The 15,498-nt window shown below is 33.7% G+C and carries 13 protein-coding genes and 1 tRNA gene; 2 read left to right on the plus strand and 12 right to left on the minus strand.

The annotated features are described in order from the left end of the window. Positions 1–53 precede the first annotated feature (53 nt). The 4 genes from OPR24_RS04450 to OPR24_RS04465 form a co-directional block, all read right to left on the minus strand. On the minus strand, positions 54–1,040 hold the full coding sequence (locus OPR24_RS04450; RefSeq protein ID WP_253309350.1) for a tyrosine recombinase: 987 nt from the start codon (positions 1,038–1,040) through the stop codon (positions 54–56). Positions 1,041–1,413: 373 nt separating this feature from the next. Then, positions 1,414–2,049 (minus strand): DnaA ATPase domain-containing protein, encoded by a 636-nt coding sequence (locus OPR24_RS04455; RefSeq protein WP_265032815.1) that lies wholly within the window; start codon positions 2,047–2,049, stop codon positions 1,414–1,416. A gap of 129 nt (positions 2,050–2,178) precedes the next feature. After that, positions 2,179–3,252: an AI-2E family transporter gene (locus OPR24_RS04460; RefSeq protein ID WP_320157116.1), complete on the minus strand. Its 1,074-nt coding sequence runs from the start codon at positions 3,250–3,252 to the stop codon at positions 2,179–2,181. 49 nt (positions 3,253–3,301) lie between these two features. Beyond that, positions 3,302–4,198 (minus strand): PGAP1-like alpha/beta domain-containing protein, encoded by an 897-nt coding sequence (locus OPR24_RS04465; RefSeq protein WP_265032816.1) that lies wholly within the window; start codon positions 4,196–4,198, stop codon positions 3,302–3,304. 86 nt (positions 4,199–4,284) lie between these two features. On the opposite strand from OPR24_RS04465, the gene ispD reads away from it, so the two are divergent. Both ispD and prmC read left to right on the plus strand, forming a co-directional pair. Continuing rightward, on the plus strand, positions 4,285–5,496 hold the full coding sequence (ispD, locus tag OPR24_RS04470) for a 2-C-methyl-D-erythritol 4-phosphate cytidylyltransferase (RefSeq protein WP_264328838.1): 1,212 nt from the start codon (positions 4,285–4,287) through the stop codon (positions 5,494–5,496). Between the two features lie 749 nt (positions 5,497–6,245). Beyond that, positions 6,246–7,085, plus strand: coding sequence for a peptide chain release factor N(5)-glutamine methyltransferase (gene prmC / locus OPR24_RS04475; RefSeq protein WP_265032818.1), 840 nt, complete (start codon positions 6,246–6,248; stop codon positions 7,083–7,085). Positions 7,086–7,241: 156 nt separating this feature from the next. Here the strand turns inward: prmC and OPR24_RS04480 are convergent, their stop codons facing one another. From OPR24_RS04480 to OPR24_RS04515, 8 genes are all read right to left on the minus strand, one after another. Beyond that, complete coding sequence (locus OPR24_RS04480; protein ID WP_265032820.1) at positions 7,242–8,078, minus strand: P44/Msp2 family outer membrane protein; 837 nt, start codon at positions 8,076–8,078, stop codon at positions 7,242–7,244. A gap of 122 nt (positions 8,079–8,200) precedes the next feature. Next, positions 8,201–10,189: a type IV secretory system conjugative DNA transfer family protein gene (locus OPR24_RS04485; protein ID WP_265032822.1), complete on the minus strand. Its 1,989-nt coding sequence runs from the start codon at positions 10,187–10,189 to the stop codon at positions 8,201–8,203. A gap of 30 nt (positions 10,190–10,219) precedes the next feature. Next, complete coding sequence (virB11, locus tag OPR24_RS04490) at positions 10,220–11,212, minus strand: P-type DNA transfer ATPase VirB11 (RefSeq protein WP_253309358.1); 993 nt, start codon at positions 11,210–11,212, stop codon at positions 10,220–10,222. 1 nt (position 11,213) lies between these two features. Continuing rightward, on the minus strand, positions 11,214–12,668 hold the full coding sequence (locus OPR24_RS04495) for a TraB/TrbI/VirB10 family type IV secretion system protein (protein ID WP_265032823.1): 1,455 nt from the start codon (positions 12,666–12,668) through the stop codon (positions 11,214–11,216). 16 nt (positions 12,669–12,684) lie between these two features. Further along, the gene (gene virB9 / locus OPR24_RS04500) at positions 12,685–13,485 is read right to left on the minus strand and encodes a P-type conjugative transfer protein VirB9 (protein WP_250295789.1); all 801 of its coding nucleotides are present in this window, start codon (positions 13,483–13,485) and stop codon (positions 12,685–12,687) included. Beyond that, positions 13,472–14,152, minus strand: a complete 681-nt coding sequence (locus OPR24_RS04505) for a VirB8 family type IV secretion system protein (RefSeq protein WP_264731475.1) — start codon at positions 14,150–14,152, stop codon at positions 13,472–13,474. The genes virB9 and OPR24_RS04505 overlap by 14 nt, the downstream gene beginning before the upstream one ends. 72 nt (positions 14,153–14,224) lie before the next feature. After that, entirely contained in the window at positions 14,225–15,307 is a 1,083-nt protein-coding gene (locus OPR24_RS04510) for a GTP cyclohydrolase II (protein ID WP_265032824.1), read from the minus strand. A 32-nt stretch (positions 15,308–15,339) separates the two neighbouring features. Beyond that, a tRNA-Leu gene (locus OPR24_RS04515) sits at positions 15,340–15,427 on the minus strand. Between the last annotated feature and the right edge of the window lie 71 nt (positions 15,428–15,498).

A 15,498-nucleotide genomic window follows, 5' to 3' on the forward strand; every position in this document is an offset into this window, starting at 1 on the left:
ACTCACATAAACTTATTTGAATTTAACTTTACTACAAATTAAAAGCAATAAGTTTAATTATTGATCATCTGAGTAATAGGATGCGAATCAGCTAATTTGTCCTTTAACTTTTCGTTAGCAATATGAGTATATATTTGTGTTGTAGAAAGGTTAGTATGGCCAAGAACTTTCTGTATCAACACAATATTTGCTCCGCTATCCAGTAGATGGGTAGCAAAAGAATGCCTAATCACGTGTGGAGAGATCTTATTTTCATCAATATTGCATTTTCTTGCTAACTCCTTCATTAATTGACCGACCCTCTGCCTTGTAATTGGTTTATTAGGTTTATCACCTGGGAATAGCCAATCGGATTCCTTTTCGTTAGGGATCAGATTGTCACGAACTGATAAATAATTTCTAAGGCTCTGCAATGCTTGTTCATTAAAAAGAATTTGCCTCTCTCTACCACTTTTTCCTTTTATTATTATATAGCATTCTTTGTTATTACTGTTTATTAAATGTGACACTTCACATAACTTCATATCAATTAGTTCAGAAACACGCATTCCAGAAGAGTAAAGGATATCTAAAATCGCACATAGCCTTTTACTGCTTATCTCTTTATTCGATTCGCTTGCTGATTTTCTCACTGCATCCATTAGCAGAAATATTTCTTCGACACTTAAATACTTAGGCAAAGGACGAGAAACTTTCGGATTCTTTAATTCAGCATCATTAGCCGGTGCTGGATTAAAATCTATTATTCCGTCATTAAATAGACACTTATAGAAATTTTTCATAGCGGATATTTTTCTTGATATAGAGCTACTTTTATATTTTTTTTGTGTACATAGATATTTCACATAATCTTTAATATTGGTTTTGTTTACGCCAACCAAGGTAGTGCCGCTTTCTAATAAAAATTCTTCAAACTGGTGTAAATCCGAACGATAACTTTCCAGAGTATTTTGTGTAGCGGACCTCTCTGAAGCCAAAGCATCTATGTAATATGTTATGTAAAGATTTTCTTTTTTATTTTGCGACTGTTTATTTTTCATTATCAGCTCCTATATTTATTTCTTTGGCTATAATTTGATTGGAAGTGTTTCCTATGTGTCTTATGAGAAAATATGAGACAAATAAGGCATTTATCAATAGAGTGAACATCACAAACCTTTGCTTTAACCTTTTTTTTAAATTTAATCTTACTCTTATCATAGTTAAATCATAACGTCAAATCTATAAAAAACACCTTATAAAGTGAGCTCTACTATAAATATAGAATACTTCTTAGCTGTATCTATCTATATTTATTATAACATAACATTTATTATAATTCTAACATGGACAGATAGAGATTTCAATTACGTTAGTGTTATAGGTGTTAATAAATTTTTAATATATACAATGAGTACTTTACAAAAGAAGAAATCAAATGGCATCTTTTTTAAATAAAGTGCTAATAAAAGGAACGGTCACATTTGACCCTATAGATTCATTATCTATCTTCTCTATAATTTTATCAATGCTATAGAAAGAACGTTCTATTCTTGCTAAAATATAATTAATCACTTTTAAATCAATTTTTAACTGTTTATCTGAAAATCGTTTTATTAGCATGATTCTTAATAATTCTTCGCTTGCAGGCAAAATTTTTACGCTGATAGTTGATAATATTCGAGAACTTAAATCTCTTAGTTTGAAGTTAAGCTTTTTTGGTGAAATTGAAGAAGTGATTAGCAGCCTCTTGTCACTTTCTTTCATGTAGTTGTAACAATGTAATAACATTGCTTCATCTTTAATGTTTTGTACGTCTTCTAAAATAAAAGCATCGCTATATCTAATCTCGCTTACGAAGTTATTCACATTGATAAAAATTGCATCGTTTATTGATTGCCAAATATGAGCAAGATGAGTTTTACCGGAGCTTTTAGGTCCAAAAAGAATCAGACATTTCCAAGATAAATCATCAATTACTGAATTATATATGTGCTTATTTTCATCTAAGATGATGTAATTTTGCCGACTATAATCAGCTTGATTGTTGTTAAATAAATTTAATTGCACATTAAACCTCTTACGTAACCTCTTTCTGGTAGTAATTTTTGCGCAGAAATTTACTTACGCTCCTCAAAGATCTCAGGTATTCTGGGCTCATTTCTCCTCTTACCATAAATTGATTATGCAAAAGGTCTGTTAGCCGTTTTTATAAAGCTCACTTTTAAAATATTTATTGATTGCATATTCTACTGATACATTGAACATTGCTATTATTGGAATAAAAAGTAATATACCTGTAAATCCAAAATATGAAGCGCATATAGTAATTCCCAGAATAATTACAGTTGGATGTATATGAACTTTTTTTCCTATTAATAAAGGAACTAATATGTTTGAATCTATTAATTGTCCAATACCAAATAATAGCAAAACGGCAGCACTTTCAAACCATTCACTAAATTGAGTAATAGCGCTCAAAAACCCAATAATGGTATATAATAATGGTCCTACGTAAGGTATGAACGTTAATATTCCTGATAAAATTCCAATAACAATAGAGTGTTTCAATCCGATTATGCTCAGGCTCACAGAGTAAAAGACCATCATGACAATACATACATTTACCTGCCCCTTTAGATAATTAGATATGATGAAATCCACTTTGGAAAAATAATTTGCAACTTTTTCTCTATAAGAAACAGGAATTAATTTATTAGCTTTTTCTATAATTAAAGGCCAATCACGTAATATATAGAAAAACACTACAGGAGTAATCACCATTAATGATACCGTGTGAATCAAGCTAAAGCTTGAACTTAACACTTGGATTATAAAGTTACTAGCAATATCAAGAGCATTTATGAAACAAGATACATAGTCGCTGTAATTTTCTGCTAGATTTTTAGATAAGTGATCAAATAAGCTATCCTCGATTTTTATATTAAGAAATTCTAATACAGAGGGGATTACTTTAAGTTTTAATGAAGGCACTTTACTCACTAAGAAATTTAATATTGAAGTAATTTGAACATATATAATAGGTAAAACAAATGTTATAACTAGTATAAAAGCTATTAATAAAACAAGTATTATAAAAATTACAGAACATGAACGCGGTATTCTATACTTTTCAAACTTGACTACTAGCGGATTAAACAAATATGCAATAACAATAGACATTAAACATGGAAAAATCATAGGACGCATCAGGAATAACATCCCTATTATAAAAAGCAGTATAAAACAAATAGTTATATGACGTTTTTGCATGCGTTTAGCATAGTCAATTTACTGAAAAATATACAGTTTATTGTAAATACTATCTATTCATTGTTTTATCAATTTTATTAAGTATTAGGTCAATCAAATTTTCACCCAATTCCCAACTAGATAAAACTCCGTTATGTAGATCATCTTCATACCTTTTCGAATTAACAGTCTTGATCAATTTTTCACATATCAATTTATCATTTTCTATTGCGTGCGCCAATTGTGCAGGTTGTGGTATTAAGTGATCTCCTTTGTTATTAATAACTATTATTGGCATATTCAATTTTCCCTCATCTCGCAACTTTCGTATATCGTTCACTAGATCAAAATCTAGATCTAAAGCCTTTAGCAATTTTTTTAAAATGGATGAGGGCAACATACTTAAAATTTTTGCTTGAGGGATCGGAAAATGCCCTATTGCTGTATGAAAAGAGCTGAAAGTGCTAGTAACAATAACACCTCCAAGTTTAACGTTTTTGTCTGCAAAGTGCTTCAAAACTGCCGATGCAACTGCTCCTCCAAAGGAATGGCCAAAAAGTATAATGTTTTCAGGTCTCACACCCTTGTCCATTAATTCATTGATTTCTTCTATCGAAGGTTTAAGCAAACTTTGATCTCTATTTATAAAGGGAATAAAAATAAGCATTACGGATAAAAAAATGCAAGTTAGAGCAGCTAAGCTTGCTAAACCAACTACTCCAGCTGTTATGGGGCTTATAAGTAATAATATTGCAATGGGCGCTGATACAGATGCCACGAGGAACAAAAAGCTAACTGCAGCATAAGTTATGTAGTTCTGAAATGCGCTTGGATACTTATGTGCATGGTTATTATTTGATCCATTTAAACCTTGTACATAATTGTGAGCACTTTTATAGTTATCCCCTATTCCATGAAAGAATATAAGGTGTATCTCATTTTCTTTATTACACTTAGTAATGTGCATTCTAGCATCGTATTATATCTTAATTAAGATGATACACTCTTTTTTTCAAACTGTAAATAACTTGTTACTATACACTTACGCTGAAAATGATAAATATGCACACTAACAGACTTAAGAAATACAAAATAGCAGCATTAATAGTTGCAGCAGGAGTAGGCAGTAGATGCAGTAACACAATTCCTAAGCAGTATACAAAACTTGCAGGTAAATCTGTTTTATTTCATGCAATTAAAAGATTTCTGGCTAACCAATATATAGATTACATAAGAATAGCAATTAATAGAGACCATGAAAATTTCTATGAGAAAGCTATATCATTAATTACAGACACTAAATTACTAAGCCCTGTATACGGAGGAGAAAACAGGCAAAATTCAGTTAAACTAGGGCTTAAAAGCTTACAAAAAGTTAATCCAGATTTTGTAGTTATACACGATGCTTGTAGGCCTTTTGTGTCAGATGTTCTGATAGATAACTTGGCTCAGTCCATGATTAATGATCAATATACAGGAGTAGTACCAGCAATAGAAGTCGAAGACACTATGTCATTGGTGGGTAATAATTTCGTTGAATCTACGATTTCAAGAGGAAAACTCAGAGCCATACAAACTCCTCAAATTTTTAATTTCAAAGAATTATTATCGTGCCATCAATCAGACAAAGAATTTACTGACGATTCATCACTAATGGTAGAGCACAAAAAACATGTTGCGATTATTAAAGGTGAGAAAAGCAATTTTAAGTTAACCACAAAAGAGGATATCAATATGGCAAAGCTTCTCTTTGAAGAGCCAAAATTTCGTGTCGGAACTGGTTATGATATACATAAGTTCATTAAAGTTCAAAATGGTGCTGAGAGCTTTATAAAAATTTGCGGTGTGAAAATTGAACACAACATGGCAATAGAAGCGCACTCTGATGGTGATGTTGCAATACATGCAATCGTTGATGCAATACTCGGAGCACTGGGATGTGGCGACATAGGAGAGCACTTTCCTCCTAGTTCCTCTGAATGGAAAGATTGCAATTCATCTCACTTTCTTGACTTTGCTGCTAAAAAAGCAAAGGAAAAAGGGTACAGCGTGTCTAATTTAGATATTACTATAGTTTGTGAGGAGCCTAAAATATCGCCTTACAAAGTAGAAATGAAGAAATTCATATCAAAAGCATTAGAAATTGATGATGAATTTGTAAATATCAAAGCAACCACTGCAGAAAAATTAGGTTCTATTGGAAGAAATGAAGGAATAGCAGCATATGTTTCTGTGTTATTGCATACAAACTTTTATTGGGAATAGAAACGAAAAAACTTACTTGACAAACTCCGCCAGCCCCCTTATTATGACAATAAGGGTATTTATGACTCAAAACTTGTTTTTGACCTGCAGGCTCAATGACAAAATTCAGTAAAAAACTTAGGGTATTTTTTGGCGGATTACATAAAATTATAGCGGCTGTATGTCTTTTAAATTTTTTCTACATTCAGCCAAACCGCGCTTAAACTAAGCGTCAGCACATTATTACAGCGCCAATTTAAAGTATTAGAGAGTCAAAACTCGCACCACGGGAGTTCTTTGCCTTTTTTTATTTGGTAAATTTCTTAATGTTTGTAGCTAAAGCAATTTAAGAGACCGAAAATGGTGTCATTCCAGCGCGTGACGCTGGAATCTAGTCTTTATTATGCAGCCACTTATTTAAAGTTAAGTTTTCTGGATCCAAGTAGTCTGGGCACTGGGATGACAGGAGAAGGTACTACCCTGAAAACCTTCATCCCGCTACGTGTTAGCGGGATCTAGAGATACCGCGGCGGTATGACGGTTAAGTAGGGTGTCATCCCAGTGCTTGACGCTGGGATCTGATGCAGTTATTCTAGGCTAAGGTAATCCACATAGCAAATGGTGTCATGCAAGTAGCTGACACTGGAATCTAGAATTTTTTTTAACTAGATCTTATGGTCAAGCCATAGGATGACAGAGAAGGTAAGCCTTATTTAAGTTAGCTATATATACTCATCGTTTATGGCTGAAAGGAACACATTTTTAGAATAATGAAAACAATCAGCACTTTAATTCAAGAAGGATCGGAGTTATTATCGTCATATAAAGTTGAATCACCACATTTAGATTGTGAAATCATCATGCAGCACGTACTTGGAGTGGAAAGATCATTCATAATTATGAACCATGCTGATCAAGTGCCGATGGAGAAAGAACTTTTATTTTGGAAATTAACAAAAAAAAGAGCGGAAAGATATCCAATATCGCAAATAATAGGTAATCGTGAATTCTGGAGTAAAAATTTTATAGTTAACCAGCATGTTTTGGATCCAAGACCAGATAGTGAAACACTAATCTCAACGGTGTTAAAATATTACCCAAATAAAAAGCAGAGACTAAAAATTGCAGATTTTGGTACAGGCACAGGTTGTTTATTGATATCCGTACTTAGTGAGTATGAAAATGCCGTTGGGATCGGTTTTGAAAAAAGCTTGGAAGCATACAAAGTTGCCTATCAGAACACAAAGAAACATGATCTTCTCAGCAGAGCCAAAATATTTCCAAGCTCATGGACAGAGTGCAGAGGTTCATTCGATCTTATAATCAGTAATCCTCCATATATTAAAAGAAGCAAATTGAAAGACCTGCAAGCCGAAGTGCAAAAGGAACCAAGAATTGCTCTTGATGGTGGAATTGATGGTTTAAACTGTTACTTGAGTATTTTTCCAATATTGAAAAAGTGCCTTAAAAAAAATGGGTTTGCGATATTGGAGATAGGTGAAGATCAAAATGATATTGACAAAATAATACCCTCATACAAATTAGCTTTTCAGGAATATGTACATGATTTGGCAGGAATGAAGAGGTGCATTGTTATGCAAAAAACATAGCTAATGTTTTCTTGTATTATCTCCTTCATCCCATATTATCCTATGTCATCCCAGTGCGTGACACTGGGATCTATATTTAACTAGATCCTATGGTCAAGCCATAGGATAACAGGAACGGTTTTGGTTAGCCATGCATTTTTTAAAAGGGCAATATATTTAGGCTTTGCTGGCAAAGTGGAAAGTAAGGCCAGCCTCTATGCCGTGTGTGTGAAATAGTTGATTACCTACATTTATATTCTCTTTTAGTGCATCTTTTTCATCAATAATACTAGATGTACCATCTGCTTTTTTTACTTCTTTCTGCATTGCTTGAAATGTAAAATTGTTACCCATAACACCAAAACCTCTATATCCGATATGCATATTTACATCTTCATTTATGCGATAATCAAGGCCAGCTTTTAATTGACCTGCGGGTCTTATTGACGGTTTTTCAAACATCGTCATTCTTGTTGCACCGATTCCAATACCAACGTAAGGAGAAAAAGAGAAACGGTCACTTTTCCAATGATGATAAACATTTGCCATTACAGATATGTTCTCAATTTGGTCATGATTCACTATAGCACCATATAAATGTTTTTCTTCTGCACTATTTTTCTCTCCAACTACTTTTACGTATGACGCAGTCATTTGACTGCTTGCTAAACCAATATTATCCACTTTTACAGAAGAATACATCCCTTCCAATTCAGCCCTATAGCTGTTGTTACCCAATTCTCCTGTGTAACCAAGTGCCACATTTGCAGCAAAAGGTGGATTGTAATCTCCTTTATACTTACTTAGTAATTGACCTTCTGTATTCTGAGCACTCCTGTCATTTATAGACAAATTTTTGATACCTGTAGTGCTTGTTTTTAGTTCACCCGTACTATTAAAAAATTGACCATAATACCCACTGCCAAAGTAAAACCCTTCTGTTTCACTTGCAAAAGATTGTTGTGACAACAGCAAAGCAAGTGCTGTAACCGCTAATGTTTTTTTACTAATCATTACTACTTCCCTAGTTAAAATAGCTAATCTAATACTAATTAATTAAAAATGGCTTAATATGAAAAACCTAATTATTTGCATAACTTGCACTTTTCTGAGCTAAAAATAGGCAAAGTTAACCTTTATTTTTGATCACTTTTTAATTTATCGTCAATATCCTCATCTTCAAATTCATCCTCCTCTTCTTCGTCATCAAACCCGTCATCATCATCTTCAAACTTATCGTCAATATCTTCATCATCAATATCTTCGTCTGCAAATTCATCTGATTCATCATACACTGCATCTTCTGTTTTAGTTTCAACAGGATAATCAGCAGCGTTAGGTCCCTCAAGAGCATTATTCCCCTCGTTATTAATCTTATCTTTGCTCGCAGCAGCAGAAAGAACTTTGTTTGGGTCATATGGTTCTTGTGTAGGCACACGAGTTTGCTTGAGCAGTCTTTTTGTGAAGGTGCTATCACTATAGTACAAAATTTTCTTTGATTTAATTGGGTAAGTCGACTCTATTAAAATTATCTGATCGTCGCGTGGCAACATAATAACTTCTTGAGGCAATAGCAATGCTCTCTGTGTTTCAGAGATATGTAATGACCTTGAAGCAGGATTTAAATCTAAAAATTTAGGCTTATTCAACGATTCTTGTTGTACAGTTTTGTTTCCTATAAGTTGTGATATTAAATTAGCTGTTTCAATATTATTGGCTGCAAAAGTTATTCTGTAAGTTGAGTTTGACAAAAAGGAGTTCATTCCTGCTTCTTCGTATATTCCTTTGAGCTGCTCAGTATCTTGAACAATTAAGAATAACCTAACTCGATAACCACGAAAATATGCAATACCTGTTTGAAATTGCTCCATTTTTCCAAGTGTAGGAAACTCATCCATTAAAAACAATACGCCATAAGGCTCGTCATCCGATGGCAATTTTCTACATAAAAACTCAGTTGCCTGTTGGTAAAAAACTTGCATTAAAGGCCTGAGCCTAGTCAAATTGTCAGGAGTTAAACCAACATAAACTGTAGTTTTCTTCTTTTTAAAATCTAAAATATTAAAATCACTTGACGCAGTTGCAGTATCAATCAATGGGTTTGCCCATAATTCAAGCGATGAGTTCATAGTTGATACAACACCCGATCTTTCTTTATCAGCTTTTTGTAAAAAAGCTGCAATATTCATATATGCTACAGGGTGTATTATTTTACCCATTGTATCAAGAGCAACAGCAAGATTATAAACTACGTCATCACTACGCATCGTACGCACAACTTCACCAAAAGATTTAACTTTCTCTGGTGCAGCAAGTAAGTATAATACCACTCCAACAAATAAGCTTCTTGCTTCATTTTGCCAAAAGTCTTGTTCAGGCATGATTAGGTTAGCTATTTTCTGCACATCGTCAACCATCTGCCCAGGTTTTTTACTAATCCATTGTAATGGATTGTAACAGTGACTTATTCCATCTGGCTGCGCTGGATTCCATACGTATACTTTTTGTCCTTGTCGTTCTCGCCAACCACTTGTTATTTCATAGTTTTCTAATTTTATGTCGTGTACAATTACCGAGTCAGTCCAAAATAATAAATTAGGAATTACAAAGCCAACACCCTTACCAGAACCTGTAGGTGCAAATAACAATGCATGCTGAAACCCATCAGCAATAAAGTATCCTCTTTTATCTTTACCAAGCAATAATCCCTTTTTGCTTCTTAATCCTGCTTTTCGTATGTCTTTCTCTGATGCCCACTGCGAGTCTCCATGAAGTGATTCTTTCTTTTTAAATGGTCGCCACTCAATTATCCTTTCTCTTAAATTCCATAAGATAATCATTAAAACAACAATAGGCATTGTAGAAGATAGAATTAATTTAAATTTGAGCTCAAGGCTATATAACTCTGGGTGGTGCCAACAATATTGTATATGATCAAAAATCGTTGGCCAAAGAGCTTGAGGGAAAGGCGTCAAACTAGGATTAATTGCCTTAAAATCCACAGCATCCGGACCGTCAACTAATAGAAAGAACAATATACCAGATAGATAGAAGCAAAACTCAAGTACGCTAAAAGCTACTACACCTCCTATTAGAATATTACGTAGGTGATTTCCATTACTCATAAACTACTCTTTTTTAACTTATGTATAAATTTAAGCATTTTCGCTCGCAGATCTAGTAAATAATATCTCAGAAATGCTTCTTTTGCCCCCACCGGTTCTTTTTAGCTGAATAACAATATCAATCACATTTCTAATGTATGGTATAATTTGGTCTGGAGGAATGCCAAGATTTGCCTGCATAACCATCAATTTTATTTGCTCAAGGGCCATTGTTGGACTATCCGCATGAAGGGTTGATATTGATCCAGGGTGACCAGTATTTATCGCCCTAAGAAAACTAAAAGCTTCCGCTCCACGGAGCTCACCAACTATTATTCTGTCTGGCCTTAAACGTAAGCACGCCTCTATCAAATCTTGAGTGGTTACTTTTGCTCTGCCCTGCCCTCCTTTGGAGGCAATCAGATGCACTCTATTTGGATGATCGTTCAAAACGATTTCCCTTGCATCCTCAACAGTAATAATTCTTTCCTCAGTTGGAATAGCACGCAAAGTAGCATTAGTAAAAGTAGTCTTACCAGTGGAAGTTCCACCGCTAATTATAATATTTTTCTTACTTATTACAGCGTATTCTAAAAACTCTTTTATTTTTTTTTGCCTTAACAGTAAATCCAAATGACGGTCAACTGGATTATCAGTTGCTTCTGTAACAGTTTCAGAAAAAGCCCCCATTTTTTCGTAATCATCGAGTGCTAATTGCATGCTAGAAGGCTTACGAATCGACATGACTACTTTATCAGGTTCACATGCTGGTGGAAATACTATCTGTATACGATAACCATTTGGTAATGTTGCCGAAAGTAACGGTGCTTCTTCGCTAAGTTTTTGTTCTGTAGCTTGAGCAATCAGTCTGCCAAGAGATTTCAAATGGTTAAGATCGAATACTTCTAATTTTTCACACCTTATTTCACCGCGATTTTCAATCCATACTTCCTTTGGCTTATTTATTGATATTTCATTTACGCCTTCTTCTTGAAATATGCCTTGTAATGGCTCCAAATATGTATCAAGTGCAGCATAATTCATTTCATTGATTTAATATTGCCTGTGAAGGAAATACTATATCTTGGTTAACAAATACTTTCAATGCGGTGCCTTGATTGACATAAATAGTTGGTTTTTTATCTGTATATCTGCCCACTATATCTCGCATGTCTTTAGAAAAATCATTGATTGACTTCCCGATTGCTTCATCATAAACAGACTTGCTTTTTCTTTGAAATTGTTGTAACAGTTGATTTACATTTTCCAGGCTTATAGTCACCTTGTCTTCCTCAATTTCTAGCGCTTTTGCTATTTCCTTTTTCATTATTTTCAGCAAATCTTGCTCATTTTTAGCATTACGAATTTCTCCAATAGCTACAAGGCCCAGTTTCCATTTATCACTAGATTTATCCTTTGCTGCTTCACCAATAACATCTTTGAATGAAGAAAAATCTATTTCAGTTACAGTGATGGATCTCACCGCATCCATAGGAGTTAGCGTACCAATAAGATTAGAGGCCTTTTGTCCTACAACAGCTGAACCAATTGAAACACCAGCAAGTGCCACTGAAGAGAATAATGCACTTACTATTTTATTATCAACTATTCCTGCTATCCCTGCTCTACCAAGCTCGTCAGTACTAAGTGATGAGATAGCAATATCTATTCCATGAGGAAGAATGACCCTACTCCAGCTTATATTTACACGAGCTCTTGCGACATTCGAGTCAAATGAATAACTGCCTATCAATCTTGAGCCTTTAGGTATTAAAACTGTATCACCAGTTTCTGCATAAACATCTCTACTCACCATAGCACGCAGCATTCCTTGCAGATCAGAGTTTATTGCAGTTTCAAGAACAGCATCAATAATTTTACCTTGAGTAACCATTAAACCAAGCTTTCCTACTCTGGTAGCTTTGCTCGATTGTGCTGAAGTGTCAGATAAAATAGCATCAGCAGCCTTATTCTCTCTACCATCACTTGAAATTGTTAACATTTGTGCACTACGTCTGTCTCTAGGATAACCGCTACCCCCTATTGTAGGAAACGAGGTAGGTAAATTGCCCATAACATTACTAGAAGGAAAATTTTGCTTTGGCAAAATAGGTATATTTGACACAGGAGTTTCTTTTGGTTTCTCTTCTTCTTTTCCAATTTGTTTTATTTCTGGTATGATTGGTGGTGTAGGAAGAGGAGGTAAGGGTGGTAAGGGTGGTAAGGGATCAGTTATTATTCTTTCAGGAACCATTACATTATCTGGAACTTGTTCCAACTTTCCCTTCAATTCTTGAACATTTTGCTTTGTTTCCTCTTTTTTAATAACTTCTGAACCCTCTTTATGAGAAGGACTAAAATAGAGATAATACACTCCACCAACCAGAAGCACTAAAATAATGACCATCAATGCCCTATGACCTTGATTAGAGCCAACTGTTACTACCTTGTTCTCTATTTCTGATTCATCTTCTGAATTGTTACGCCTTTCTTTATTCATATTGCATATACCACAGCTAAAGTGACCTATTTATAATTTCAACTTCACCATCTTCATAACGCATAAATAGCTTTTTATGTACTCCTTTTATTATAACATAATCATCAAATAACAGCCTTTTACAAGGTTTATCCTCCTCTTCTACAAAAATCTGAGGTATTTTATTATTATTTCTAAATTTTAAATAGGTTAAATAACCATCATCAAATAGCTCAATCGGAACTATATCCGCATTACCACCTTCATCAATATATGTATAATTGTACTTCGTATCATTTTCTTGTATTATTTTTTCTGGCTTGTCTGTAGTATATTGCATTTGAGTAGGTAAAGAAACCTCATCTAAATCAACATCAAATTCACCTTCTTCTTGAGGATAATAAAAACGTACTACGTAAGATATATCCTTTTCAGCAGAATAATCGTGACCCACTTTCTTAGCATCAGTATCTGGGTATTTATCGTAGTTTGGCCTTGAGATTAAATCAAAAATGTAATTTCTTTTTTTAGTTGTTGTAATAATCATGTTAGTGCGACTACTAACTTCAAATGGCATGATAAGCAATTTATTGTCATAAGGATTAATTTTCCAACTTGATGCATCACCAACAGCGATATTTTTAACTTTTTCTCCTTCCGCAAATTCAATATAAGAATAGTAACCCTGACTAAAAACCACCGTAAATACTTCATTAGGGCTATACACAAAAGTCTTTATTCTACTATCTACAGAAATAGGCTCATTATAATTAATGGATGCGTTTAAATTGCCACTTACAAGTAAAGCTAAAACTAATAATATCCTATACATATTCATCATCTACTCTATATGAAATAACTTGAAATCCTAATGGGTTAATATATCTTTGCTGATCATCCATTTCAAGCGATGCATATCTATATGACATAATAACTATCTTATTTTTTCTTGTGGAACTTCCATCTTTCCGTATAAATTCCACAAAAAACCTCACCTGAAGAGCATCGTTACCCAATTTTTGAATTGAGCGAATTTTAAATTCACTTTTGGTATCTGAGTACAAATTAAAAAGATCATCCATATTCTGTGATCCTACATAATTTCTAAATTCATTATACACATTAGGTGAGGAAAACAACCTCACCTTTGTATAATAGTTATAATTATAATGATATGGATCAAAAACCTCCCTTGCTTTTATATACTCTGAAATAAAATAATCGTTTAGCGCTTCATTTGCAGAATATTGTTTTACTGTGACAGGATCAACCAATTGCACTATTCCTGATTTCTTGTCAATTTCTATAACAAATGGCTCAATAGTGCTACTTGTGCTAATTTTAAATATGACTAATATGCTGATAGAGATCGTTGCTAATAATATTAATGCAAATAAAAGTAGAATATTCCTTTGAGCAATAACTGTGCTGTAGCGGTTTGAATTCCAATCTATATCCTTATCTAAGGATTCAGTATTTTTTTCTCGCTTAAAAAACCTTAGCATTGTAGTATTCCTAAAAATCTTAACTTATGTTAATAAACATAGCAAATTAACAAAGTAGTTATAACAAAAAAGCTAAAAAACTCTTAATCTATGGCCTAGCTTACCAAACTTTGTCTCCATATATGAATCGTTATATTCATTACGTTCCACAATAAGTGGTAGACACTTTGTAACTCCTATACCACTACTTTCCAATTCTGACAATTTCCTATCATTGTTTGTAAGTAATTGGATTTTGTTAATGTTCAATTTCTTAAGCATTTTAGCTGCAACAGCAAAACTCCTTTCATCATCTTCAAAACCTAATATTCTGTTTGCATCAACAGTATCAAGATTATGTCCTCTTTGCACACTGTACGCTCTTAACTTATTAGTTAAACCAATGCCTCTTCCATCTTGCATCAAATACAATATAATACCACTTCCAGAGTCAGCTATCATTTGAATTGCTTGATGTAACTGACTTCTGCAATCGCATGATAAGCTATCTAACAAGTCACCCGTATAGCACGAAGAATGAATTCTTACTAATGGTTCGCCATCTTTATCTGGATTGCCAATGATAATTGCATGATGTTCTCTTCCACCACTTTCTGTTCTATAAGATATGATATTTACTTCTTGAGTCTGTTTTAAAAATAATGATGTTTTGCACACTTCATATACATCCTGATTTTCTTGAAAATTATTTATGAATGACGTGTCCAGTGCAATAACGTCATTTTTCTCGCACCAATTTCGCATTTCATGGTTATTCTCAAAAGTCATATCAGCCACTAACGCGTATGGCAATAATTCTGAGAACTTAAGCAAGGCAATAGCACATTCATCTATTGTCTTTGAGCATTGCAACTCTCTTATGCAATCTTCCTTTGAACAGTTTATTAAATGGAGCAGTTCATCAAAATTATTCACCAACAGACGTTTGCTGTTATGTTCTTTATTCTGAGATATGTATTTTACCTTACTTGAAGTTAAAGTAACATATACATTACTTGATATAAGCTTGTATTGATTAAATAAATCTCTTTCTAAAGCTTCAGCAGCAGCAAACAATAGGTAATTACTTTTATCATATATTACAATTGGCCGGCCGCGCCTGATTTCGCTGATAGCTCTTTCTACCTTATTGCCACTCTGATTTCCTATAAACATTTTTACCCATATTAAGCAGCTATGAAAAAAACTGGTGCGGCCGAGAAGACTTGAACTTCCAAGGCCTTATGAGCCACAGCGACCTCAACGCTGCGTGTCTACCAATTCCACCACGGCCGCACTATATTCTAGTTCTTATATAATTATTTTAAATTATTTAATCATTTTAGAATTTTTCATCTAGAGTGTCA

The organism is Wolbachia endosymbiont (group A) of Sicus ferrugineus (genome assembly GCF_947251515.1).
In the GTDB taxonomy this organism is placed as follows: domain Bacteria; phylum Pseudomonadota; class Alphaproteobacteria; order Rickettsiales; family Anaplasmataceae; genus Wolbachia.